Origin of the sequence: Rhodoferax sp. TS-BS-61-7 (assembly GCF_002943465.1) — a bacterium.
In the GTDB taxonomy this organism is placed as follows: domain Bacteria; phylum Pseudomonadota; class Gammaproteobacteria; order Burkholderiales; family Burkholderiaceae_C; genus Allorhodoferax.
In genome coordinates this window covers 1-24,342 of record NZ_PTQY01000001.1, presented here as the reverse complement: position 1 = coordinate 24,342, position 24,342 = coordinate 1, and the positions used below count along the sequence as shown (strand labels likewise).

Below are 24,342 nucleotides of genomic sequence, written 5' to 3'. Positions count from 1 at the left end.
CATGAACTTTGAAAAAACCCCCGGCTGGATGGATTGGTACACCGGCCCCGCCACACCCCGCTTCCAGGTGCCTGCGGGCGCAGTGGACGCGCATTGCCATGTGTTTGGCCCCGGTGCCGAGTTCCCCTTCGCACCCGAACGCAAGTACACGCCCTGCGACGCCTCCAAGCACCAGCTGTTCGCCCTGCGCGACCACCTGGGGTTTGAGAAAAACGTGATCGTGCAGGCCACCTGCCACGGCTCCGACAACCGTGCCATGGTGGACGCACTGCTGGCCAGCAAGGGCAAGGCGCGCGGCGTGGCCACGGTCAAGCGCAGCGTGACGGATGAAGAGATCCAGGCCATGCACGATGCGGGTGTGCGCGGTGTGCGCTTCAACTTCGTCAAGCGCCTGGTGGACTTCACGCCCAAGGACGAGCTGATGGAGATTGCCGGGCGCATTGCCAAGTGGGGTTGGCATGTGGTGATCTATTTTGAAGCAGTGGATCTGCCCGAGCTGTGGGACTTCTTCACCGCGCTGCCCACCACCGTGGTGGTGGACCACATGGGCCGCCCGGATGTGTCGCTGCCGGTGGACGGGCCGCAGTTCGCCTTGTTTGAAAAGTTTATGCGCGAGCACCAGAATGTGTGGAGCAAGGTGAGCTGCCCCGAGCGCCTGTCGGTCAGTGGCCCCAAGGCCTTGAACGGTGAACAGAATGCCTATCGCGATGTGATCCCGTTTGCCAAGCGCATCGTCGAGCAGTTCCCTGACCGCGTGTTGTGGGGCACCGACTGGCCGCACCCCAACCTCAAGGACCACATGCCCGACGATGGTCTGTTGGTGGACTTTATCCCGCACATTGCACCCACCGCCGAACTGCAGCACAAGCTGCTGGTGGACAACCCGAATCGCCTCTATTGGCCTGAAACTTTGAAAGACTGATATGGCACTCGACAAACCCTACCAGGACATTCCTGGCACCATCATTTTTGATGCCGAGCAAAGCCGCAAGGGCTACTGGCTCAACCAGTTCTGCATGAGCCTCATGAAAGCCGAGAACCGTGTGCGCTTCAAGGCCGACCAACGCGCCTACTTGAATGAATGGCCCATGAGCGAAGACCAGCGCCAGGCCGTGATCGACATGGACCTGAACCGCGCCATGCAGCTGGGCGGCAACATCTACTTCCTGGCCAAGATTGGTGCCACACATGGCCGCAGCTTCCAGCAGATGGCGGGCAGCATGACCGGCATGACCGAAGAGGAATACCGCGCCATGATGATTGGCGGCGGTCGCTCAGCCGAAGGTAATCGCAAAATCGGTGAAGACGGCGATGCCCAAGCCCACCGCCAACCCCAAGGCCAAGCTGGCAAGAAAGACTGAAACCATGGCCAAAATTACCGCCTCTGTATTCACCTCCCACGTGCCCGCCATCGGTGCGGCCATGGACCTTGGCAAGACCCAGGAAGACTATTGGAAGCCGCTGTTCGCGGGTTATGACTTCTCCAAACAATGGATGAAGGACAACAAGCCCGACGTGATCATTCTGGTCTTCAACGACCACGCCACGGCCTTCAGCCTGGACATGATTCCCACCTTTGCCATCGGCACTGCTGCGGAGTACATCCCCGCGGACGAGGGCTTTGGTCCTCGCCCTGTGCCCAAAGTGCAAGGCCACCCCGACCTGGCCGCACACATTGCGCACTCGGTCATCCAGCAGGACTTTGACCTCACCATCGTCAACAAGATGGATGTGGACCATGGCCTGACCGTGCCCTTGAGCCTGATGTGCGGCGAGAAAGACCCGGTCAAGGACAGCTGGCCCTGCCCGGTGATTCCTTTCGCGGTGAACGTGGTGCAGTACCCCGTGCCCAGCGGCCAGCGCTGCTTCAACCTGGGCAAGGCCATCCGCAAAGCCGTGGAAAGTTACGACGAAGACCTCAACGTGCACATCTGGGGCACGGGCGGCATGAGCCACCAGTTGCAGGGTGCGCGTGCCGGCCTCATCAACCGCGAGTGGGACAACGCCTGGCTGGACAAAATGATTGCCGACCCCGCGGCGTGTGCTGCCACGCCGCACATCGACTACGTGCGTGAGGCCGGCAGTGAGGGCATTGAGCTGGTGATGTGGTTGATCGCCCGTGGCGCGATGTCCGATGTTCCGTACGATGCTACAGATTTGATAGCTGCTCGCGCACATTCTGTAAGCGTCAAGCACCGTTTTTACCATGTGCCCGCCAGCAACACGGCCGTGGGCCATCTGATTTTGGAGAACAACTAATGTCTAAAACCATCAAAGTCGCGCTGGCCGGTGCCGGTGCCTTTGGCATCAAACACCTGGACGGCATCAAGAACATCGATGGCGTGGAAGTCATCTCGCTAATCAGCCGTGACCTGGAAAAAACCAAAGAAGTAGCCGCCAAATACGGCATTGGTCACGTCACCACCGAACTGGCCGACAGCTTGGCGCTGTCCGAGTTGGACGCGGTGATTCTGTGCACACCCACCCAGATGCATGCCGAGCAAACGCTGGCCTGCCTGAAGGCCGGCAAACACGTGCAGGTGGAAATTCCCTTGGCTGACAGCTGGGTGGGTGCAGACGCTGTGGTGGCGGAGCAAAAGCGTACTGGCCTGGTTGCCATGTGTGGCCACACGCGCCGCTTCAACCCCAGCCACCAGTATGTGAATGAGCAGATCACCGCTGGCAAGTTCAACATCCAGCAGATGGATGTGCAGACCTACTTCTTCCGCCGCACCAACACCAATGCGCTGGGCCAGGCCCGTAGCTGGACCGACCACTTGCTGTGGCACCACGCCGCCCACACGGTGGACCTGTTTGCCTACCAGGCCAACAGCCCCATCGTGCAGGCCAACGCCATCCAGGGGCCCATCCACCCGGTGCTGGGCATTGCCATGGACATGAGCATCCAGCTGCGCGCGGCCAACGGTGCCATCTGCACCTTGTCCTTGAGCTTTAACAACGACGGCCCCCTGGGCACCTACTTCCGCTATATCGGCGACACGGCCACCTACCTGGCGCGCTACGACGACCTGTTCACCGGCAAGGAAGAGAAGATCGACGTGAGCCAGGTGGCGGTGAGCATGAACGGCATCGAGCTGCAAGACCGCGAATTCTTTGCCGCCATCAAAGAAGGCCGCGAACCCAACTCCAGCGTGGGCCGCGTGCTGGACTGCTACCGCGTGTTGCATCAGCTGGAGCAGCAACTGGCGCAACAGAGCTAAGCGCAGTCCTACAATGCAACGCCATGCGGCTGTCTGCCCGCATGGCGTTTTTTATTGAGGTACGCGCATGGCTTTTCCCCTGGACCCCGACACGGTTTCGCATGGCATTCAGCTCTCGGTAGCCCCGGTGTTTTTGCTCACGGCGGTGTCCGGCATGATTGCCGCAGTGGCCGGCCGGCTGGCCCGCATCATTGACCGCGCGCGCACGGTGGAGCAGCACATCAAGCACCAGACCCACCCCGAGGAAACGGATGCCAACTACGCTGAACTGGCCGAGCTGCGCACGCGGGGGCTGCTGGCCAACAGCTGTATCGCGCTGCTCACGCTGTGCGGCATCCTGATTGGGGTGACCATCATGGTGCTGTTCCTGGGCGAGACCATCGACTTCCCCGGCTTGCGCATATCCATCATCACGTTTCTGGGCGGTGTTGGGTGTTTTCTGCTGGCCTTGCTGTGTTTCATGGCCGAAACGCTGATTGCCACGCGGCTGCTGAACTTTGCGCGGAAGAACACTTAGGTGGTTTTTTTTGCTGGGTTAGACCGCTTTTTTAACACCCACTCCCCCAGCCCCTCGCCCCGTCGGCGAGGGGAGCGTTTTAACAGCCATATTTGGTTTTTGTGCGCCGGAGACTAGGCTACTGGCGTTAGGTCGCCGCTGTTAGCTCGTGCCACGGCCTGCGCCAACGGTTGTAGATACCTCGTAGGGATGTGTTTGCCAACGCTGGCGGCTGCGCCCGCCAGTCGCTCCGCACCTGCACTTTTGCGGTCACTACAACCGCTAGCAACCGTTCCCTGTAAGGCCTTGACCGGAGTAAGACCCTCAAATCGGCTGTTCAAAAAGCTCCCCTCGCCGACGGGGCGAGGGGCTGGGGGAGTGGGTGTCCAAAAAAAGCGGTGCAGGCGAACAAAAAAACTTAGGACCGAAGCCCCGTTAATTCACAACCCAGCCGGCGCAGCAGAGAGTCGCACCACCTCCACCGCACAGTCATAAAACGTAGGCGCCCGCCCCATATCTGTCAGACGCTGGCTGGTCAACTCGTTCACATTGGTCCCGTCGCGCCCCAGCTTGCGCCACCAGATACCCAGCCCGTTGACCACACCAGGCCGCGCACGTTCCGACACGCGCGCCACACACTCGTGGGTGCCGCGGCCGTTGAAGACGCGGACTACATCGCCATCGGCAATCTGGCGCGCAGCCGCGTCGCTGGCGTGGATTTCCAGCAGCGGTTCGCCTTCGATGTCGCGCAGGCTTTTCACATTCACAAAGGTGGAGTTGAGGAAGTTGCGCGCGGGTGGCGAGATCATGGCCAGCGGGTAGCGTGCGTCGGCTCCGGCGGGTTCGTAGTTGGGCACATGGTTGGGCAGGCCGTCCTCGCCGCGGGCGGCTAGGCGTGCGCTGAAGAACTCGCACTTGCCGCTGAGGGTGGGGAAGCCGCCCTCGGCAAACGGCGTCTCGGGCACGGGCAGGGGCGCAAAGCCCTGCGCCAGCATCGCCGCAAAGTCCACCTTGTCGCCAAAGGCGGTACGGCACAGGCTCTCGTCGCTCTCTTCAAACACGGTTTCGGTGTAACCCATGTGGCGTGCCAGGTCGCGGAAAAACTGGGTGTTGGTGCGTGCCTGGCCCAGTGGGGCGATGGAGGGTCGGTTCAGCAACACGTCGGTGTGGCCGTAGCTGCTGTGCACGTCCCAGTGCTCCAGCTGCGTGGTGGCGGGCAGCACGTAGTCGGCGTAGTCGGCGGTATCGGTCTGGAAGTGTTCCAGCACCACGGTAAACAGGTCTTCGCGCGCAAAGCCCTGCACCACCTTGGTCGATTCCGGCGCTACGGCCACGGGGTTGCTGTTGTAGACGATGACGGCTTCCACGGCCGGGCCAAAGGCCGCACTGCTGGGGCGCAGCAGGTCGTCGCCAATGGTGCTCATGTTGATGGTGCGCGGGCTGCGTCCGGCCAGAAGTTCGGGCCGTTCCAGTGCGGCCTGTTGCACCGGGGCATGGCCCGAGCTGGACAGCAGCACGCCGCCCGCACGGTGGCGCCAGGCGCCGATCAGGGCTGGCAAACAGGCAATGGCACGCACGGCGTTGCCACCACCGCGCACGCGCTGCAAGCCGTAGTTCATGCGAATGGCTACGGGCTGGCCCGCGCGTGCAGTCTGGCCGTAGTCGCGCGCCAGGCCTTGCACTTCGTCCACCGGGATGCCGCATACGGCTGCGGTGCGCTCGGGCGGCCACTCCAGTGCGCGGGCACGCAGGGCGTCCCAGCCCAGTGTGTGGCGGGCGATGTAGTCGTGGTCCAGCCAATCGTGGGTGATGAGCTGGTGCATCAGGCCCAGCGCCAGCGCGGCATCGGTGCCGGGCAGCAGGGCGATGTGCTGGTGGCATTTTTCGGCCGTCTCGGAGCGGCGCGGGTCGATGCAGATGATCTTGGCGCCGTTACGCTTGGCGGTTTGTACGTAGCGCCAGAAATGCACATTGCTGGCAATCGAGTTGCTGCCCCAGATCAGGATCAGCTGTGCCTCGGCAAAAAACTCGACGCGCATGCCCACCTTGTGGCCCAGGGTCTGGGTCAGGGCTTCGGCCCCGGCAGAGGCGCAGATGGTGCGGTCCAGGCGCGAGGCGCCCAGCTTGTTGAAAAAGCGCGCCGCCATGCCTTCGCCCTGCACGCGGCCCATGGTGCCAGCGTAGCTGTAGGGCAGGATGGCCTCGGGGTCGCGCGCAGCAATGGTTTGCAGGCGCTGGGCAATGTCGGCCAGGGCCTCGTCCCAGCCCACGGGTTCGAACTGGCCGCTGCCCTTGGGGCCTACGCGGCGCAGTGGTTGCAACAGGCGTTCTGGGTGGTAGCTGCGCTCGGTGTAGCGCGACACCTTGGTGCACAGTGCGCCGTTGGTGGCGGGGTGGGCTGGGTTGCCCTGGACCTTGATGGCAATGCCCTCGCGCACGGTGACCACCATGGAGCAGGTGTCGGGGCAGTCGTGGGGGCAGGCGCCGAGGACTTTGTGCTCGGGCGCAGGGGATGAATTCTCTGGGTGCATGGTGCTACTTTAGCGACTCCGCCGATAGCCTGCGTGCAGGCGGTGCACAATCCTTGTCCCTGCTGGAGTTCCGACCATGAAACTGCTCGATCCGATTGTCGCCAATACCCCCCACATTGCCGCCTTGCGCCGCGACTTGCATGCCCACCCCGAGCTGTGTTTTGAAGAGGTACGCACGGCCGATCTGGTAGCCGCCAAGCTGACCGAATGGGGTATTCCCATCCACCGCGGTATGGGCACCACTGGCGTGGTGGGTATTGTGAAAGCTGGCACCTCCAGCCGCGCACTGGCCTTGCGTGCTGACATGGACGCGCTGCCTATGCAGGAGTTCAACACCTTTGCCCACACCAGCCAGCACCCCGGCAAGATGCACGCCTGTGGCCACGATGGCCACACCGCCATGCTGCTGGGCGCCGCCCAGTACCTGGCCCAACACCGCCACTTTGACGGCACGGTGTACCTGGTGTTCCAGCCGGCCGAAGAGGGCGGCGGCGGTGCACGCGAGATGATCAAGGACGGCCTGTTTGAGCAGTTCCCAGTGGAAGCCGTGTTTGGCATGCACAACTGGCCCGGCATGCGCGCCGGCACCTTTGCCGCCAGCACGGGGCCGGTGATGGCGTCCAGCAATGAATTCAAGATTGTCATCCGCGGCAAAGGTGGCCATGCCGCCATGCCGCACAACGCGATTGACCCGGTGGTGGTGGCCTGCCAGATGGTGCAGGGGTTCCAGACCATCATTAGCCGTAACAAAAAACCGATCGACGCGGGCGTGATCTCTGTGACCATGATCCACACGGGCGAGGCCACGAATGTGATCCCCGACCACTGCGAGATCCAGGGCACGGTGCGCACCTTCACGATTGAGGTGTTGGACATGATCGAGCAGCGCATGCGCGACCTGGCCCTGCACACCAGTGCGGCCTTTGGCACCCAATGTGACTTTGAGTTTGTGCGCAACTATCCGCCCACCATCAACAGCGCCAAAGAGGCCGACTTTGCCCGCAAGGTGATGGCCAGCATCGTGGGTGAAGAAAACGTGCTGGCGCAAGAGCCCACCATGGGGGCGGAAGACTTTGCCTACATGCTGCAGGCCAAACCCGGCTGCTACAGCTTTATTGCCAATGGCGACGGTGCCCACCGCGAGATGGGCCATGGCGGCGGGCCTTGTATGTTGCACAACCCGAGCTACGATTTCAACGATGCGCTGCTGCCCTTGGGCGCCACCTACTGGGTGCGCTTGGCCGAGCAGTGGCTGCACAACCCGGCGCTGAACTCAGTATGATGCCCAGAGAATGTAACGGGAGGTAACTATGACCAATTGGAGTGAACTCAGTCCCCGAGAGCATCCCCCCGGTCTGCCCCGTGCGACCCCGAGGCAGCTACAAGCCGGTGTAACCCGCTACACCTTTGTCCACGACGACCTGGAGATTGACGATCCCTCGCTGGACGTCAGCGGTCGGCACTTTGTGTCTCCGCGGGAATACGGTTTCAGCATCCGTGGCTTTCTGGGAGGCAAAACTGCCTGGGCGCGGGACTTTGCCAATGGCACCATGTTGGTGGTCAATGCGGATGGCCAGTCCCACGTGTTGTCGCCGCGCGGGGCTTCGCGGGTGCTGTTTGTGGCCCGTGATGGGTCGGTGTTGCAAGACAGTGGTTCGGCATCACGCGCGCCGCAGCGCACCCCTGATGTAGCGACCGTTCGTTTAACGCTGGTCGCGACTGTGGATTTGCAGGGTGAGTCTCCAGAGGCCGCGCGTGCCTTGCTCATGCGTATGGTGGACCGTGCCGTGTTGGCAGGTGCTTTGCCCGGTGAACCCGATGTGCGCGTGATGGAGCATGCGTTTGAAGGCAGCGCGGTGCTGTCTGCCGACAACAGCCCCAGCTCCACCCACACCGATTTCTCGCAACTGCTGGACCTCTAGGTCCGTACAGCCTCAGGGGGCGTGGCAGGGGCATAGCGCCCTTGGGCCATCTGCAGCAAGCCGTCAAAAATCAGGTTGTCGACCAGCTCAAACGGACGTGTCATGCTGGGCGCCATCTTCCAGCCGGCACCGCCCGTCATGATGCATTTGGGCTCGGCGCCGCAGTGGGTGCTCACATGTTGCACCATGCGTTCTACCGCACCGGCAATGGCATAGGTGCCGCCGCTGGTCAGTGCATCGCTGGTGTTGGTGGGAAATTCGCGCACCTCACCTGTGGGCACATGCAGGCCGGCGGTGCCCGATTCGAGCGCGCGCAGCATGATGCCGTGGCCCGGCAAGATCAACCCACCCAAAAACTTGCCTTCGGCATCAATGGCCTCTACCGTCACCGCGGTCCCCACCATTACCACCACCATGGGGCGCGGCGCGCCCTGCACGCGCATGCGGTGGTAGGCGCCAATCATGGCCACCCAGCGGTCGGCGCCCAGGCGGGTGGGGTGGTCGTAGCCATTGCGCAGGCCTGCCTCGCCCTCGCTGGACACCACCCACTGTGGCAACACATCCCAGGCGTCCATCTGCTCCTGCACGCGGCGTTTCACCGCGTCGCCAGCCACCACGCAGCCGAGCACGTGGCGGGGGGGCTGTAGGCCGCGCCAGGCGCCGTCGCCGAGTTTGTCGATGTTTTCCAAAAACTCGGCGCCCTGGGCCAGCAGGGCGGAGCCGGGCTGTGGGCTGGCGTATTGGGCCCACTTGAGGCGGGTGTTGCCGATGTCCAGCGCTAGAAATGTCATGGTCTTTTTTGTTGTCGAGTTGTCTCTGGGCGGTATTGTGCGGGCTTTAGCCTTGTCGCCAAGGCAGGCCGCGCAGGCGCCAGCCGCCGCGGTGGCCGCGCTGGGCATTCGCATCGGGGTCGCCCTCAAAGCCTTCGAGGATGTTGTAGGCCTCCAGGCCCAACTCGGTGGCACGTTTGGCGGCGGCAATCGAGCGCACGCCGCTGCGGCACAGCAATACCACTTTTTTTCCTGCAGGCACCGCCGCTTGCAGGCCGGCATCGAACTGCGGGTTCATCGCCATGCCGGGCCATTGCTTCCAGGCCAGAGGCACAGCACCGGGCACAAAACCCACCCACTCGCGTTCGGCATCGCTGCGCACATCCACCAGCACGGCCTCGCCCGCCTGCCACCAGGCGCAGGCCAGCTCGGCGCTCACATCGCCCGCATAGCCAGCAGCGGCTTGGGCGGCCGTGGCGCCCGCGCTGCCCGCGTCATGGCGCACGCCCGAGCTCAGGTTGGCAGGCACGGCTTCGTCAATGCGGCGCGGCCGCGGCAGGTTCAGGCTGTCCATGGTGGCCACAAACTCGGCCAGCGTCTTGCCGGCAACGCGGGTGTTGCTGGTTTTTTCGGTGCCAATGGTGCTGCGCGTGCGGCCCTGGTAGTCGTGGCCTGGCCAGACCGTGGTGGCGTCGGGCAGGGCGAACAGTACCTGGGTGAGACTGCGGTACAGGTCTTCGGCGCTGCCGGATTGGAAGTCGGTGCGGCCGCAGCCGCCGATGAGCAAGGTGTCGCCGGTGAACACATGGTCGCGCCAGGTGAAGCTCATGCTGCCGCTGGTGTGGCCGGGCGTGTGCAGCGCGCGGATGGATTCGGTGCCAAAGGCCAGCGTGTCGCCATTGTTCAACTGCACGGCGGCGGTGCCAATGCCGCAGCCGGCGGGGGCGGCGGTCTTGGCGCCGGTGTGTTCGGCCAGCAGGGCCGCGCTGGTGATGTGGTCGGCATGGGCGTGGGTCTCCACGGCCCATTGCAATTTCAGACCATATTGGCGCAGGGTGGCCAGGTCACGCTCCAGCTGTTCGTCCACCGGGTCCACGATCAGTGCGTCGCGGCTGGCCTCGTCAAACAGGATGTAGGTGTAGGTGCTGGACGCCGGGTCGAAGAGCTGGATGGGTTGCATGGCGGGGCTGGTCCGTGGACAGGTAACAAAGCGTAAGCACGCCTTGCCACTGTACTGGATTTGCCCAGCCCCGGGCCTTGCCGCAGGTCAAGCCTTGGGAGCGTTGCCCAGATGGGTCCACTTCTGCGTGCTGCGCGACGATTCCAGCACTTTCTCGATGAAGTGCACGCCGCGTGCACCGTCTTCTACGCGCGGGTAGTCCGCGGCCAGCGGGTCGGCGGCCACGCCTTGCAGGCGCGCGCGGATATCGGCTGCCACGCCCAGGTAGACGTTGGCAAAGGCCTCGATAAAACCTTCCGGGTGGCCCGAGGGCAGGCGCGAGGCGCGCACTGCCGATTCACACAACCCAGTAGAGGCGCGGGTCAGCGTGCGTAGTGGGCCGTCCAGTGGTGCGTGTTGCAGCTGGTTGGGGTTCTCCTGGCACCAGACCAGGCTGCCGGTGGTGCCGCTCACGCGCAGGCGCAGGTCGTTCTCGCTGCCGGTGCAGATCTGTGAGGCGATGAGTACACCGCGCGCACCGCCCTGCAGGCGCAGCAGCATATTGCCGTCGTCGTCCAGCGTGCGGCCCGCGCCCATGGCGCTGAGGTCGGCGCAGAGGGATTCAATCTCCAGCCCGGTCACGGTACTCAGCAGGTTTTCGGCATGCGAGCCAATGTCGCCCATGGCACCGGCCGCGCCACTCAGCGCCGGGTCCACGCGCCAGGCGGCCTGTTTGCTGCCACTGTCTTCCACGGCCGTGGCCAGCCAACCCTGGTGGTACTCCACCACCACCTTGCGCACGGTGCCGATGGCGCCGCTCTGCACCATGTGGCGCATCTGGCGCACCAGTGGGTAGCCGGTGTAGTTGTAGGTCACGCCAAACACGGTGCCCTGCTTCTTGACGGCGGCCACCAGGTCGCGCGCCTGCGCGCCGGTGTGTACCAGCGGTTTGTCGCAGACCACATGGAAGCCGGCCTCTACAAAGGCCTGGGCCACGAGGTAGTGCACATGGTTGGGTGTGACGATGGAAACAAAGTCGATGCGCTCTTCGGGTGGGCGGCGCAGCTCGTCGGCCAGCAGCTCTTGCCAGCTGCCGTGGTTGCGGTCGTCGGCCAGAAACAGGTCGCGGCCCGAGGCGCGTGCCTTGTCGGGGCTGCTGGAGAGGGCGCCGGCCACCAGTTCGATCTGGCCGTCCAGCGCGGCAGCCTTGCGGTGCACGCCGCCGATAAAGGCGTCGCGACCACCGCCCACCATGGCATAGCGCAGGCGGCGTGGTGGATAAGAAGCGTTGAGGGAAAGGCTCATGAGGCTTGCTGGTCTTTGGCGAACACGGCGTCAAATGCGCCGGCGGCCGGTTTGAAATCCAGGCGCTTGCAGAAGGCCGCGCTTTCGGTGGCGCCGTGCTCGCGGTCCATGCGGCTGTCCTCCCACTCCACGCTCAGCGGGCCCTGGTAGCCCACGTCGTTGAGGGCGACGATGATGGATTCGAAATCGATCATGCCGCGGCCCACGCTGCGAAAGTCCCAGGTGCGGCGGGCATCGCCAAAGCTGGTGTGGCCGCCAAAGGTGCCCACGGTGCCGTCGCCCTTGCCCCACCAGGCGTCTTTCATGTGCGCGTTGAAGATGCGCGGGCCAAAGGTGCGGATGAAGCGGATGTAGTCCACCCCCTGGTAGGCCAGGTGGCTGGGGTCGAAGTTGAAGCCGAAGCGGGGGTGCTGGTTCACCGCAGCCAGCGCACGTTCGCTGGTGGCAATGTCAAACGCGATTTCGGTGGGGTGCACCTCCAGCGCAAAGTTCACGTCCACCGACTCAAACACATCGAGGATGGGCGTGAAGCGCGTGCCGAAGTCAGCAAAGCCCTTGTCCCAGTAGGCCTGGGTGGTAGGCGGGAAGGCGTAGATGGAATGCCAGATGGACGAGCCGGTGAAGCCGGTCACGGTCTTGACACCAAACTTCTTGGCGGCGCGGGCCGTGTCCTGCAGCTCGGCGGCGGCGCGACGGCGCACACCTTCTGGGTCGCCATCACCCCACACATGGGCGGGCAGGAGGGACTGGTGGCGTTCGTCAATGCGGTCGCACACGGCCTGGCCCACCAGGTGGTTGCCAATCGCCAAGCACCGCAGGCCGTGGCTGGCCAGCAGGGCGTGTTTGTCTTTCACATAGGTGGAGGAGGACAGTGCCTCCTGCACATTGAAATGGTCGCCCCAGCAGGCGAGCTCCAGGCCGTCGTAGCCCATACGTTTGGCCATGGGGGCCAGCTCGGCCAGGGGCAGGTCGGCCCATTGGCCGGTGAACAAGGTGACAGGTCTTGCCATGGAGACGCTCCAGAGAAAAAGGGAGAGGGGGCCTGTGGCTGAATGCTATTGTTTTAATAGCTGCTTGCGCATATTCAATGGGCGCCACAGGCCTTTTTCTTATAAATCTACAACCGGCTTAGAACGGAGAGTCCGGGAAGTAGAAGTTCTTGGCCGTGTCCTTGGTGATCAGCACCGACGGAATGATGGTGGTGGCTGGCAGCTTGGCGCCTTTCAGGCGGGCTTCTGCAGTCATCTTCACCGCGTCGTAGATGAACTTGGGCGAGTAGGACACGTTGGCCTGGATGCGCGCATCGCTGCCGTCCATCAGTGTCTTGATGGAACCCTTGGCGCCGGCACCACCGAACACCAGCTTGATGTCGGTGCGCTTGGCCTGGTCGATAGCCTTGAGCACGCCGACCGACATGTCGTCGTCCGCCGCCCAGACGGCGTCGATCTGCGGGAAGCGGGTCAGGTAATCCTGCATGACCTTGAACGCATCGTCGCGGTTCCAGTTGCCGTACTTGGCGTCCAGCACCTTGATGCCAGGGAAGGCTTTCAGGCCGCCGTTGAAGGCGTCGTTGCGTTCGTTGTCCACGTTGGACGCGATGCCGCGCAACACCACCACATTGCCCTTGCCGCCCAGCGCCTTACCGATGTAGGCAGCCGGCACTTCACCAAAGGTGGTGTTGTTGGGGGCCACGTAGGCATCTTGTGCGCTGGTGTCGGTCAGGCCGCGGTCCACCACGGTCACGTACACGCCCTTGCCCTTTAGTTGGGCTACGGGTTTGGTCAACGCGGCGGATTCAAAAGGCAACACTACCAGGGCGTTGATCTTGTTCACGGTCAGCAAGTCCTGCAGCTGGTTGGCCTGTTCGGGCGAGCCGCTGGCGGTCTTGACGATCACTTGCAGGCCGGGGTTGGCTTTTTCGAGCTCGGCCTTGGCCTGGTTGGCCCAGAACACCACGCCAGCCATGAAGCTGTGCGTTGCGGCCGGGATGGACACGCCCAGCACGACCTTCTCGGCGGCGAAGCTGGCGTTGCTGCCCAGAGCGGCCAGGGCCACGGCGGTCAGTGCGAGTCTGCGTGTGATTTTTTTCATTTCAGGTGTCTCCTAAGGTGCAGGTTAAAAAAAACAGCGGTTGCTGTGGTTGGGGGAAAAACTTAGGCACGCCCGCCGCCGGGCCGCCCCAAGGTGGGCAGCGCCCCCTCGGGGGGCAGCGACCCGCGTAGCGGTGGAGCGTGGGGGCTGTCATCTTTTCGACCGCTGCATGAAAGCGACGGCGATGATCACGATGCCTTGGACGGCGGCGTTCAAATAGACGCTGATGATGCTGGTCAGGTTCAAGATGTTGCTGATGACGGAGAGCAGCACGGCACCTACCACCGTGCCGGTGATGGTGCCCGCGCCACCCTTGAGTGCAGTGCCACCCACGATGACGGCGGCAATGGCTTCCAGCTCCCATAGCAGGCCGGTAGTGGGAGAAGCCGAGCCCAGGCGCGGCACATAGAGCAGGGTGGCAATGCCTACGCATACGCCCAGCAGCACATAGGTCAGCACCTTCACCCGGTCCACGTCCACGGCGGCGTAGCGCGCCACCTGTTCGTTGGAGCCAATGGCCTGCACATAACGGCCAAAGGTGGTGCGGTTCAGGATCACGCTGCCCAGCAGCGCCACGGCCAGAAACACCCACACGGGGATGGGAATGCCCGCCAGGCTGCCGTAGTACACCGGGCTGTAGATGTCGGTCAGGTCGTTGTCCAGTGTGATGGCACCACCGTTGGAGAAGTAGGTCAGGTAGGCGCGGAAGATGCCCAGCGTGCCCAGCGTCACGATGAAGGGCTCAATGCGCCCCTTGGTAATCAAGAGGCCGTGCGCCAGGCCAAACGCTGCACCCAGCACCAGGGCCAGGGCCATGCCCAGCACCACCGTGGCCACGGGCGAGCCCAGCTTGGGTGACAGGTAGTTCATCGCCAGGATCACGCTGCCCGCAATCAGCGCGGCCATGGAGCCCACTGACAGGTCAATGCCGCCGGACACGATGACGAAGCACATGCCCACGGCGATGATGCCGATAAAGGCCGTGCGCGTGAGCACATTGGTGATGTTGTCCAGCGTGGCGAAGTTGCTGTTGAGCAGCGTGCCCACCACGCACAGCAGCACCAGGCCGATCACCGGGCCCATGCCCTGCAGTTTGGCAAGCCACTGGCCTGCCTGCGATGCAGCGGGGGCGGTGGTTTTAGTGAGTTCCTGTGGCATGGGCGATGAGCTCCTCTTCGGTGAGTTGTTGGGATTCCAGAACGGTTTGCAGCCGGCCCGCACGCATCACCGCCACGCGGTGGCACAGGCCAATGAGCTCCATGAGTTCGCTGGAAATAATGACGACGGCCAGGCCCTGGCTTGCCAGTTTCTGAATGAGTAAATAGATGTCACGTTTGGCGCCCACGTCCACGCCGCGCGTGGGTTCGTCCAGCACCACCACCTTGGGGCCGGGGTGCAGCACCTTGGCCAGCGCCACCTTTTGCTGGTTGCCGCCCGACAGGCTGGAGGCCTTGATGTGCAGACTGCCGGTACGGATGCCAAACTCGTCCACCGCGCCGGCCAGCGCCTGGTCTTCCAGCGCGGGTTGCAGCCAGGGCGTGGCGTAGCGCTCCAGCGCCATCAGCGTCAGGTTTTCGCGCAGGCCAAAGTTCACATGCAGGCCCTTGCCCTTGCGGTCTTCGCTCAGGTAGGTGAGGCCCAGGCGCACGGCGTCGCGCGGGTTGCGGATGGTCTGCACGCGGCCTTGCAGCTCTACCGTGCCTGCAGTGCAGGCACGCAGACCCATGATGCCTTCGAACAGCTCGGTGCGGCCCGCACCCACCAGGCCGGCAAAGCCCAGAATCTCGCCGGGGCGCACTTCAAAGCCCACGTCCTGCGCCCAGCTCGGCACGCACATGCCCTGCACGCGCAGTGCGGGTGTGGCGGCGGCGGGGGGCGTGGCCTTGGGCGGGTACAGGTCGGCCAGTTCGCGGCCCACCATCAGGTTGGCCATTTGCTGGCGCGAGAGGCTGGCCGTGGGCTGCTGGGCCACACAGCGGCCGTCGCGCATCACCACCACCTGGTCGGTCATGCGCTCCACCTCGTCCAGCTTGTGCGAGATGTAGACCAGGGTCACGCCCTCGCTTTTCAGCTGGCGCATCAGGCCAAACAGGCGTTCGGTCTCGGTGGGCGTCAGCGTGGCCGTGGGCTCGTCCATGATCAGCAGGCGGGCCTTGCGCAACAGCGCACGCGCAATTTCCACCAGCTGTTTTTCGGCCACGATCAGGTCTTTCACCCGCGTGTTCACATCGGCGGTCAACCCTACCTGGGCAATAGCGACCTGCGCCTCGGCGCGCATGGTCTCTTCATCCAGCAGTAGGCCGCCCCAGCCGCGTTTCTTCTCGTGACCCAGGAACAGGTTTTGCGCAATCGTCAGGTCTTCGGCCAGGCTGAATTCCTGGTGGATCAGCACAATGCCCTGGGCCTCGGCGTCGCGGGAGTTGGTGAAGGTGTGCTCCGTGCCGTTGATGAGCAAGCTGCCGCCCGTGGCAGGCTCAAAGCCGGCCAGGATTTTCATCAGCGTGGACTTGCCCGCGCCGTTTTCGCCCAGCAGGCCCAGCACCTGGCCGGTGGGCAGGGAGAAGTCCACGCCGTGCAGCACTTGCACCGGGCCAAAGGACTTGGTGGTCCCGCGAAATTCAATGTTCATAGGATGGGATCCTTCGCCCTGGCGGGCTGCGGTGCGAGCGCCTTCGGGCGGCCGGGCGGCGCTCATGCGCTGGCCTTTCGGTGTTTCAAGGTTTCTTGCATGGCCAGCACCCCTGCGCCTACTACGCCAGCCCGTTCGGCCAAGGGCGTGTACTGGATCTCCAGGTGCCGTGTGGACAGGGCCAGCGAGCGCTGGTACACGCTTTGCCGCACCGAGGCCAGCAACTGCGGCCCCGTGCGCGTGAGCCCGCCGCCAATGAACACATGCGAAGGGTTAAAAAAGTTCACCACCGAGGCCAGCATCTGCCCGATGCGACTGCCCGATTCCTGGATGATGCGGTTGGCCGCTGCATCGCCATTGCGGCTGGCCTGGCCTACTAGTTCGGGCGTGATCACGCCGTTGGCTTCCAGCGAGGCTGCCAGCAAAGGGCTTTCTCCCGAGGTGGCGGCCTCCGTGGCCGAGCGCACGATGGCGGGGGCCGCTGCCATCACTTCCACACAGCCCAGCTTGCCGCAGTGGCAGCGCGGGCCGTCCACGTCCACACAGATATGGCCCACATCACCGGCCGAGCCATTGGCGCCGCGGTAGACCTCGCCATGGCAGACGATGCCGCAGCCAATGCCGGTGCCCACCTTGATGACCAAAAAGTTTTGCAGCCCACCTTGCAGGCGCCACAGCTCGCCCAGCGCCATCAGGTTCACATCGTTGTCCACAAACACCGGGGCGCTGTACTCCTCGCGCAGGTAGTCGCGGATCGAGAAGCTGTCCCACTCGGGCATCAGCGGTGGATTCACCAGTTGGGCGTGTTCAAAGTCCACCGGGCCGGGTACACCCATGCCGATGCCTATCACCTGTTTGGGCGTCACGCCGCATTGGCCCAGCAACTGGCGCATCAACACGCGCAGCCGGGCCAGCACCACGCCGGGGCCGCTGCGTACGTCGGTGGTTTCGGTGTGGCGGGCCAGCACGGTCAGGTCGGGGCGCAGCACGGCCACGTCCAGGCTGGTGGCGCCCAGGTCCACGCCCACCAGCACGCCCAAGTCGGTGCTGAGCTTGATGGTCTCGGGCCGGCGCCCGCCCGTGGAGCCGCGCAGGCCGGACTCTTCCAGCAGGCCCACGTCCAGCAGGCCCGCAATCAGGGTATTGGTTTTGCTCTTGGAAAACTCCAAGCGGTCGGCCAGCGCGAAGCGCGAGCTGCCCTCAGACCAAAAAATGGCCTGCAGCAATGCGGTCTCGTCCAAAGACAAATCGTCCCAGGGTGCCAAAGTCTGTCTCCTGTATTTTTCGTTCCACCCATCGTCTGGCTCGGGGTGGTGGCGAATCGTATGGGGGGTGCTTCAGCCAGACAAGATCGAACTTAGACCAAATTCAGGCCAAAGTCACGCCGTTTCGGGCCGGGTAAATGCGTAAGCCTGCGTTGGGGGAACTGGTTTACAGTTGACGTTTACGTAAACGTCAATTCGCCAGTTTTGGCCCCTTTTCTGCGAGCGCCCCCATGACCGATCTGTCCGCTGACTTCAAGGCCCTGGCCAACTACCGCCCCACGCACAAGGTGCGTTTTGTCACCGCGGCCAGCCTGTTTGACGGGCACGACGCGGCCATCAACATCATGCGCCGCATCCTGCAAGGCATGGGTGCCGAGGTCATCCACTTGGGGCACAACCGCAGCGTGGACGAGGTGGTCACGGCCGCCTTGCAGGAAGACGTGCAGGGCATCGCCATCAGCTCCTACCAGGGCGGCCATGTGGAGTACTTCAAGTACATGGTGGACTTGTTGAAGGCCCGGGGCGGCGCGCACATCCAGGTGTTTGGCGGCGGCGGTGGCGTCATCGTGTCGGCCGAAATCCGCGAGCTGCATGCCTACGGCGTGGCCCGCATCTACAGCCCCGAAGATGGCCAGCGCATGGGTCTCGCCGGCATGATTGGCGAGATGGTGATGATGTGTGATAAGGACATCACCGCGCTGGCACCCACTGACCTCACTGCCATCCAGGGCCATACCGAGGCCTCTTGGCGCGCTTTATCCCAGTTGCTCACCGCCATCGAGGCTTCCAAGGTAAATCCGGCTCTAGCACAAGAGATACGTGCGCAAGCAGCTACTAAAAAAATAGCGGCGGTGGGCATCACCGGCACCGGTGGCGCCGGCAAGTCCAGCCTCACCGACGAGCTGATCCGCCGCTTGCGGCTGGACCAGAACGACAGCTTGCGTGTGGCGGTGATCTCCATCGACCCGTCGCGCCGCAAGAGCGGTGGTGCGCTGCTGGGCGACCGAATCCGCATGAATGCCATCAGTCCTTGGCAGCAGGGCAACCGCGTCTTCATGCGCAGCCTGGCCACGCGCGACTTCGGCTCCGAAATCAGCGCCGCCTTGCCCGATGTGATTGCCGCCTGCAAGGTGGCGGGCTTCGATCTGGTGGTGGTGGAAACCTCGGGCATAGGCCAGGGCGATGCGGCCATTGCGCCGCTGGTGGATGTGCCCATGTATGTGATGACGCCCGAGTTCGGCGCGGCCAGCCAGCTCGAAAAAATCGACATGCTGGACTTTGCGGAGTTTGTGGCCATCAACAAGTTCGACCGCAAGGGCGCCAGCGATGCGCTGCGCGACGTGTCCAAGCAGGTGCAGCGCAACAAGGAAGCCTGGACCACACCCACCGACCAGATGCCGGTGTTCGGCACCATGGCCGCGCGTTTCAACGACGACGGCGTGACCGCGCTGTACCAGGCGCTGCTGCCGCGTCTGCAGGCCCTGGGCGTGCCATTGAAAGACGGCATGTTGCCCAAGGTGGCGGTGCGTCACAGCAGCAACCAGACGCCCGTGGTGAATGCGGCGCGCACGCGGTATCTGGCGGAGATCAGCGACACCGTGCGCGGCTACAAAAAGCGTGCGCGCGAGCAGGCCAAATTGGCGCGTGAAATCCAGCAACTGCGCGAAAGTGGCCGCATGCTGCAGGAGGCCAACCCGGACAAAGAGCGTGCCGTATTGGCCGTGAACGATCTGGCCGCCCAGCGCGAAGAGCGCATGGGTGCGGCCGAGCGCAAGCTGCTGGCCCAGTGGCCCGAGATGCAGAAGGCCTACGCGGGCGACGAGTACGTGGTGAAAATTCGCGACAAGGAAATCCGCACCGCGCTGACCACCAAGAGTTTGAGTGGCACCACCATCCGCAAGGTGGCGCTGCCGCAGTACGAAGACCAGGGCGAGGTATTGCAGTGGCTGATGCTGGACAACGTGCCCGGCAGCTACCCCTACACCGCAGGCACCTTTGCCTTCAAGCGCGAGGGCGAAGACCCCACACGTATGTTCGCGGGCGAGGGCGATGCGTTTCGCACCAACACACGTTTCAAGCTGCTCTCCTGCGGCATGGCCGCCAAGCGCCTGAGCACCGCGTTCGACTCGGTCACGCTCTACGGCAACGACCCCGACCCGCGCCCTGACATCTACGGCAAGGTGGGCAACAGCGGTGTGAGCATTGCCACGTTGGACGACATGAAGGTGCTGTATGGCGGGTTCGATTTGTGCAGCCCGTCCACCAGCGTGTCCATGACCATCAACGGGCCCGCGCCCAGCATCCTGGCCATGTTCATGAACACGGCCATCGACCAGAACATTGAAAAATTTCAGGCTGACAACGGCCGGCAGCCGACTGACACTGAGGTCGCCAAGATCAAGGAGTGGGTGCTGGCCAATGTGCGCGGCACGGTGCAGGCCGACATCCTGAAGGAAGACCAGGGCCAAAACACCTGCATCTTCAGCACAGAGTTTTCATTGAAGGTGATGGGCGACATTGCCGAGTACTTTGTGCACCACGACGTGCGCAATTTCTACAGTGTGTCCATCAGCGGGTACCACATTGCCGAAGCGGGCGCGAACCCGATTTCACAACTGGCGTTCACGCTGTCCAACGGCTTCACCTTTGTGGAGGCGTACCTGGCGCGCGGCATGCACATCGACGACTTCGCGCCCAACCTGAGCTTCTTCTTCAGCAACGGCATGGACCCGGAGTACACCGTGATGGGCCGCGTGGCGCGCCGCATCTGGGCCGTGGCGATGAAAGAGAAGTACGGCGCCAACGAACGCAGCCAGAAACTCAAGTACCACATCCAGACCAGTGGCCGCAGTCTGCACGCGCAGGAGATCCAGTTCAACGACATCCGCACCACGCTGCAGGCGCTGATTGCGATCTACGACAACTGCAACAGCCTGCACACCAATGCATTCGACGAGGCCATCACCACGCCCACCGAAGACAGCGTGCGCCGTGCCATGGCCATCCAGCTCATCATCAACCGCGAGTGGGGCCTGGCCAAGAACGAGAACCCTTCACAAGGCGCCTTCATCATCGAAGAGCTGACCGAGTTGGTGGAAGAGGCCGTGCTCAAAGAGTTTGAAAGCATTGCCGAGCGCGGCGGTGTGTTGGGTGCCATGGAAACCGGCTACCAGCGCGGCAAGATCCAGGACGAGTCGATGCACTACGAGATGCTCAAGCACACCGGCGAGCTGCCCATCATCGGCGTCAACACCTTCCGCAACCCGCATGGCGACCAGGTGATGGAGAAGCTGGAGCTGGCGCGCAGCACCGATGAAGAAAAGCAAAACCAGCTCAAACGCCTGGCCGATTTCCACACTCGCCATGCAGACGCGGCGCCCGCCATGCTCAAAAAGCTGCAGCAGGCCGTCATCGACAACCAAAACGTGTTTGACGTGCTGATGGACGCCGTGCGCGTTTGCTCGCTGGGCCAGATCACCAGCGCGCTGTTTGAGGTGGGTGGGCAGTACCGGCGCAATATGTAAAAAAGCAGCCTGCGCCAAGTTGGTGCGCTTATTGCTTGGTGTGTTCCTTCGTTGGGAAGGACACGTGATGCTGTCAAAAATTCCGCTGTGGCTGGGCCGTTTGAGTGTGGGGCGCAAGCTCACCCTCATTTACCTGCTCGACCTGACCGCTGTTATCTACGTCTCGGGCATCCTGATCCACGAGAAGTACCTGGCGATTGACTTTGCGCGCAAGGAAATTGTGGGCGCCCACTACGCCGAGGTCGTGCGGCGCAATTTGATGGGGGTGTTTCGGGTGCCGGCGCCTGCCGTGCCGCCGCAAGCGGTGGCGCCCCGGTTTGCCGATGACTTGAAGGCGCTGGACGCCATCCGCGAGGCGCATGACGCCGCGTTGCACACCACCGAAGCCTCGCAGCGCCTGCACACCCTGCTGCAGACGCCGTCCAGCAAGGGCAACAAAACCGCGCTCTTGTCGCAGGGGCGCGACCTGCTCACCATCGTAGGCAACCAGTCCAACCTGATTCTGGACCCCGACCTGGACAGTTATTACGTGATGTCGCTCACGGTGCTGCGCTTTCCGGAACTCTTGCAGGTGCTGTACGACACGCGCGATTTCATGCAGCACTGGGGCCAGACCTCGCAAGGGCAAAACCCCAGCGCCCAGTTGCTCACGCTGGTGGGCCGACTCGATGCCGTGCTGCAGGGCATGGAGTCCGATTACGAACAGGCCTGGCTGGCCGGCACACCGCAGCTGCAGGCCGGGTTGGGTGCCACCCGCACGGCGCTGCTGCTGCAGGCGCGCCAGTTTTCGCGCACCGTGCAAGCTGCCTCGGCCGACGGCCTGAGCGCCCAGGAGGCGGCGGCCCTGGAGCAGGCCTACCAGGCCGCTCTGGCCGGGCTGGACGATGCCTGGCGCGTGGGGCTAGAGCAAATGCAGCTGCTGCTGGATGCGCGGGTGGACGGTCTGTTCCAGCGCATGTGGCTGCACCTGGGCACCGCGCTCTTGCTGCTGGGTTGTATTTTGAGTTTGGTGTACTTGGTAGCCAGCCAGATTGCGCGGCCGCTGCAGGCGCTGGCGCGTGTGGCCGATGATGTGCGCCATACCGCTGACTACACACGCCGTGCCAGCTGGCACAGCCGCGACGAAATCGGCCAGCTGTTCACCGCCTTCAACGGCATGCTGGCCCAGCTGGACCACGACCGCCTGGCCCAGCAAGAGCTGGCGGCCAGTGCCCGCGCGGCCGAAGCGCAGTTGGAGCTGGTGGAGGCCTTTCCCATGCCCATGGTGGTGACCTCGGTGCCCGATCACGAGGTGCTGCACGCCAATGCCCCGGCCCAGCCCTGGCTAGGCGGGCTGACCGTAGACCCCTGGCGCACCGGGCTAGAGGCCAGCGTTCGTGGTCGGTTCTTTCAGCGCCTATCGGACTTTGACGCGGTGGACGAATTTGAGGTGCGTTGGCTGGGTGGTAGCGCACCGTCCTGGGCCGTGCTGTCAGCCCGGCGGCTCAAATTCCAGGGGCGCGACGCCATCCTCACGGCGTTTGCGCCCATCAACAAACTCAAGGTCATGGAGCAGCGCCTGGAGCTGTGGGCCAAGGTGTTTGAGGCCTCCAGCGAGAGCATCATCATCATGGACGAGTCGCGCAAGATCATCAGCGTGAACCGCGCCTTCTGCCGCAGCACGGCCTACGATTTTTACGAGGTGATTGGCCACGACCTGGGCCATGTGATGGACAGCCCGCAGGACATGGTGTGGTCCGACCTGGAGGACAAGGACGCCTGGCAGGGTGAGGTGCGCATCCGCAAGCAGTCGGGTGAGAGTTACCCAGCCTGGCTCATGGTGTCGGCGGTGCACAAAAGCGCCACCAGCGGCGAGGTGGTCAACTACATCGGCATCTCCATCGACATCACCGACCGCAAGGCCAAGGAAGAGCGCATCCGCTTTCTGGCCCAGCACGATGTGCTGACCGAGCTGCCGAATCGCTCGCTGTGCCAGCAGCGCCTGGCCGAGGCCTTGGCACAGGCCCAACACTCGGGCGAAAAAGTGGCTGTGTTGTTCATCGACCTGGACCGCTTCAAGTTCATCAATGACACCCTGGGCCACCACATTGGCGATGGCCTCCTGCGCACCGTGGCGCGGCGCCTGAGCATGTCGGTGCGCGCGGACGACACCGTGAGTCGGCTGGGCGGGGACGAGTTCGTCATCATCCTGCGCCATGTGGTGGATCGCGAGGAGCTGTCCAGCATGGTGAACCAGCGCCTGATGCCTTCTCTGCGCCAAAGCGCCATGGTGGAAGGCAACAACCTCACCGTGTCGTGCAGCGTGGGCGTGGCCCTGTACCCCGAAGATGCCACCGCGCAGGACGAACTGATGCGCCGCGCCGACGCCGCCATGTACGAGGCCAAGGCGGCGGGGCGCGACATGGCGCGTTTTTTCTCCCCCGAGACCGACCAGCGTGTGCAGGCCCGCCAGACCATGGAGGGCCAGCTGCGCCAGGCGCTGGCCAACGACGAGTTCAGCCTGCACTTTCAGCCGCGCCTGAACGCGCGCACACGCCGCGTGCAGGGCGCCGAAGCCCTGCTGCGCTGGCACAACCCGCTGCTGGGGCAGGTGGCGCCCAGCCACTTTATTCATCTGGCCGAAGAGACGGGCCTGATCAAGCCGATCGGCTTGTGGGTGCTGCGCGAGGCCTGCGCCCAGTGGGTGGCGCTGCAGGCGCAGGGCCTGTGCAAGGGGCTGGAGCTGTCGGTCAACCTGTCGGTGGCGCAGCTGGCCGACCCGGAGCTGGTGGACCAGCTGCGCGGCGTGCTGGAGGCCTCAGGCATGGAGCCCGGCCTGCTGGAGCTGGAGCTTACCGAGTCACAGCTGATGGACAACCCGGTAGCCGCGCAGGCGCAGGTGAGTGCGCTCAAGGCGTTGGGCGTGCACATTGCCATCGACGACTTTGGCACCGGTTACTCCAGCCTGGCGTACCTCAAGCGCTTCGAGATCGACAAGCTCAAGGTCGACCAGTCCTTCGTTTACGGCATGCTGGATGACAGCGCCGACGCGGCCATCGTGCACGCGGTGATTGCCTTAGGCCACACGCTGGGCCTGAAGGTGGTGGCCGAGGGCGTGGAAAACCTGCCCACCGCCCAGACGCTGACCGCGCTGGGCTGCGACGAGCTGCAGGGCTACTGCTTCAGCCGCCCGCTGGCCGTAGACGACTGGGTGGCCTGGCTGCAGGCCCAAGAGGAGCGGCCCGACCGGCGCCGCGGGCGCTGAGGTTTGCTATAGATTCAGGAGCTGCTTGCGCAGTATCTACGTGGGCTAGAGCCCTATTTCTTGATTTCCAAATCGAATTGCGACACCTCATGAGCGCATGACGAAGGGCTGAGGATGGAGTGAATTGGTTAGCCTTTTGGTTCCTACACCGACAGGTTTGCCAATGACCCACAACCACCTCAGCC

Annotated in this window: 18 protein-coding genes and 1 pseudogene; 9 read left to right on the top strand and 10 right to left on the bottom strand. The window is 63.7% G+C overall.

Going from position 1 to position 24,342, the window contains the following annotated elements:
• The first annotated feature begins 1 nt into the window (after position 1).
• The 5 genes from C5F53_RS00090 (at position 2) to C5F53_RS00070 (ending at position 3,738) form a co-directional block, all read left to right on the top strand.
• A complete protein-coding gene (locus C5F53_RS00090; RefSeq protein ID WP_105260325.1) occupies positions 2 to 922 on the top strand; it encodes an amidohydrolase family protein in 921 nt (306 codons plus the stop codon).
• Between the two features lies 1 nt (position 923).
• The gene (gene ligA / locus C5F53_RS00085; protein WP_105259322.1) at positions 924 to 1,361 is read left to right on the top strand and encodes a protocatechuate 4,5-dioxygenase subunit alpha; all 438 of its coding nucleotides are present in this window, start codon (positions 924 to 926) and stop codon (positions 1,359 to 1,361) included.
• A 4-nt stretch (positions 1,362 to 1,365) separates the two neighbouring features.
• On the top strand, positions 1,366 to 2,259 hold the full coding sequence (locus tag C5F53_RS00080) for a class III extradiol dioxygenase subunit beta (RefSeq protein ID WP_105260324.1): 894 nt from the start codon (positions 1,366 to 1,368) through the stop codon (positions 2,257 to 2,259).
• Entirely contained in the window at positions 2,259 to 3,221 is a 963-nt protein-coding gene (locus C5F53_RS00075) for a Gfo/Idh/MocA family oxidoreductase (RefSeq protein WP_105259321.1), read from the top strand. The genes C5F53_RS00080 and C5F53_RS00075 overlap by 1 nt, the downstream gene beginning before the upstream one ends.
• Positions 3,222 to 3,288: 67 nt before the next feature.
• Positions 3,289 to 3,738, top strand: a complete 450-nt coding sequence (locus C5F53_RS00070) for a DUF2721 domain-containing protein (RefSeq protein ID WP_105259320.1) — start codon at positions 3,289 to 3,291, stop codon at positions 3,736 to 3,738.
• Positions 3,739 to 4,157: 419 nt separating this feature from the next.
• On the opposite strand, the gene C5F53_RS00065 is transcribed toward C5F53_RS00070, so the two are convergent.
• Entirely contained in the window at positions 4,158 to 6,248 is a 2,091-nt protein-coding gene (locus C5F53_RS00065; protein ID WP_105259319.1) for a molybdopterin-dependent oxidoreductase, read from the bottom strand.
• A gap of 76 nt (positions 6,249 to 6,324) precedes the next feature.
• Here C5F53_RS00065 and C5F53_RS00060 point away from each other — a divergent pair, with 76 nt between their 5' ends.
• Together C5F53_RS00060 and C5F53_RS00055 are read left to right on the top strand one after the other, a co-directional pair.
• Positions 6,325 to 7,530: a M20 aminoacylase family protein gene (locus C5F53_RS00060; RefSeq protein WP_105259318.1), complete on the top strand. Its 1,206-nt coding sequence runs from the start codon at positions 6,325 to 6,327 to the stop codon at positions 7,528 to 7,530.
• Positions 7,531 to 7,558: 28 nt separating this feature from the next.
• Positions 7,559 to 8,170: a hypothetical protein gene (locus C5F53_RS00055; protein WP_146097252.1), complete on the top strand. Its 612-nt coding sequence runs from the start codon at positions 7,559 to 7,561 to the stop codon at positions 8,168 to 8,170.
• Here C5F53_RS00055 and C5F53_RS00050 read toward each other — a convergent pair.
• From C5F53_RS00050 to C5F53_RS00015, 9 genes and pseudogenes are all read right to left on the bottom strand, one after another.
• Positions 8,167 to 8,961: a type III pantothenate kinase gene (locus C5F53_RS00050; RefSeq protein WP_105260323.1), complete on the bottom strand. Its 795-nt coding sequence runs from the start codon at positions 8,959 to 8,961 to the stop codon at positions 8,167 to 8,169. The genes C5F53_RS00055 and C5F53_RS00050 overlap by 4 nt on opposite strands.
• A gap of 46 nt (positions 8,962 to 9,007) precedes the next feature.
• Positions 9,008 to 9,445 (bottom strand): rhodanese-like domain-containing protein, encoded by a 438-nt coding sequence (locus C5F53_RS20385; protein WP_236635225.1) that lies wholly within the window; start codon positions 9,443 to 9,445, stop codon positions 9,008 to 9,010.
• Between the two features lie 174 nt (positions 9,446 to 9,619).
• Positions 9,620 to 10,120: pseudogene (locus C5F53_RS20380) on the bottom strand (MBL fold metallo-hydrolase); the annotation flags it as partial.
• Positions 10,121 to 10,207: 87 nt separating this feature from the next.
• Positions 10,208 to 11,404, bottom strand: a complete 1,197-nt coding sequence (locus C5F53_RS00040) for a Gfo/Idh/MocA family protein (RefSeq protein WP_236635153.1) — start codon at positions 11,402 to 11,404, stop codon at positions 10,208 to 10,210.
• On the bottom strand, positions 11,401 to 12,414 hold the full coding sequence (locus C5F53_RS00035) for a sugar phosphate isomerase/epimerase (RefSeq protein WP_105259315.1): 1,014 nt from the start codon (positions 12,412 to 12,414) through the stop codon (positions 11,401 to 11,403). The genes C5F53_RS00040 and C5F53_RS00035 overlap by 4 nt, the downstream gene beginning before the upstream one ends.
• 118 nt (positions 12,415 to 12,532) lie before the next feature.
• Positions 12,533 to 13,495 carry a substrate-binding domain-containing protein gene (locus C5F53_RS00030; RefSeq protein WP_105259314.1) on the bottom strand — a complete coding sequence of 321 codons (963 nt, stop codon included), beginning with the start codon at positions 13,493 to 13,495 and terminating at the stop codon, positions 12,533 to 12,535.
• Positions 13,496 to 13,645: 150 nt separating this feature from the next.
• Entirely contained in the window at positions 13,646 to 14,653 is a 1,008-nt protein-coding gene (locus C5F53_RS00025) for an ABC transporter permease (RefSeq protein ID WP_105259313.1), read from the bottom strand.
• A complete protein-coding gene (locus C5F53_RS00020) occupies positions 14,634 to 16,124 on the bottom strand; it encodes a sugar ABC transporter ATP-binding protein (protein WP_105260321.1) in 1,491 nt (496 codons plus the stop codon). Before C5F53_RS00020 ends, C5F53_RS00025 begins: the two co-directional genes overlap by 20 nt.
• 62 nt (positions 16,125 to 16,186) lie before the next feature.
• Positions 16,187 to 17,389: an ROK family protein gene (locus C5F53_RS00015; RefSeq protein WP_105259312.1), complete on the bottom strand. Its 1,203-nt coding sequence runs from the start codon at positions 17,387 to 17,389 to the stop codon at positions 16,187 to 16,189.
• 230 nt (positions 17,390 to 17,619) lie between these two features.
• On the opposite strand from C5F53_RS00015, the gene icmF reads away from it, so the two are divergent.
• Together icmF and C5F53_RS00005 are read left to right on the top strand one after the other, a co-directional pair.
• Complete coding sequence (gene icmF, locus C5F53_RS00010; protein WP_105259311.1) at positions 17,620 to 20,913, top strand: fused isobutyryl-CoA mutase/GTPase IcmF; 3,294 nt, start codon at positions 17,620 to 17,622, stop codon at positions 20,911 to 20,913.
• A gap of 67 nt (positions 20,914 to 20,980) precedes the next feature.
• Positions 20,981 to 24,157 (top strand): EAL domain-containing protein, encoded by a 3,177-nt coding sequence (locus C5F53_RS00005; RefSeq protein WP_105259310.1) that lies wholly within the window; start codon positions 20,981 to 20,983, stop codon positions 24,155 to 24,157.
• Positions 24,158 to 24,342: the final 185 nt, after the last annotated feature.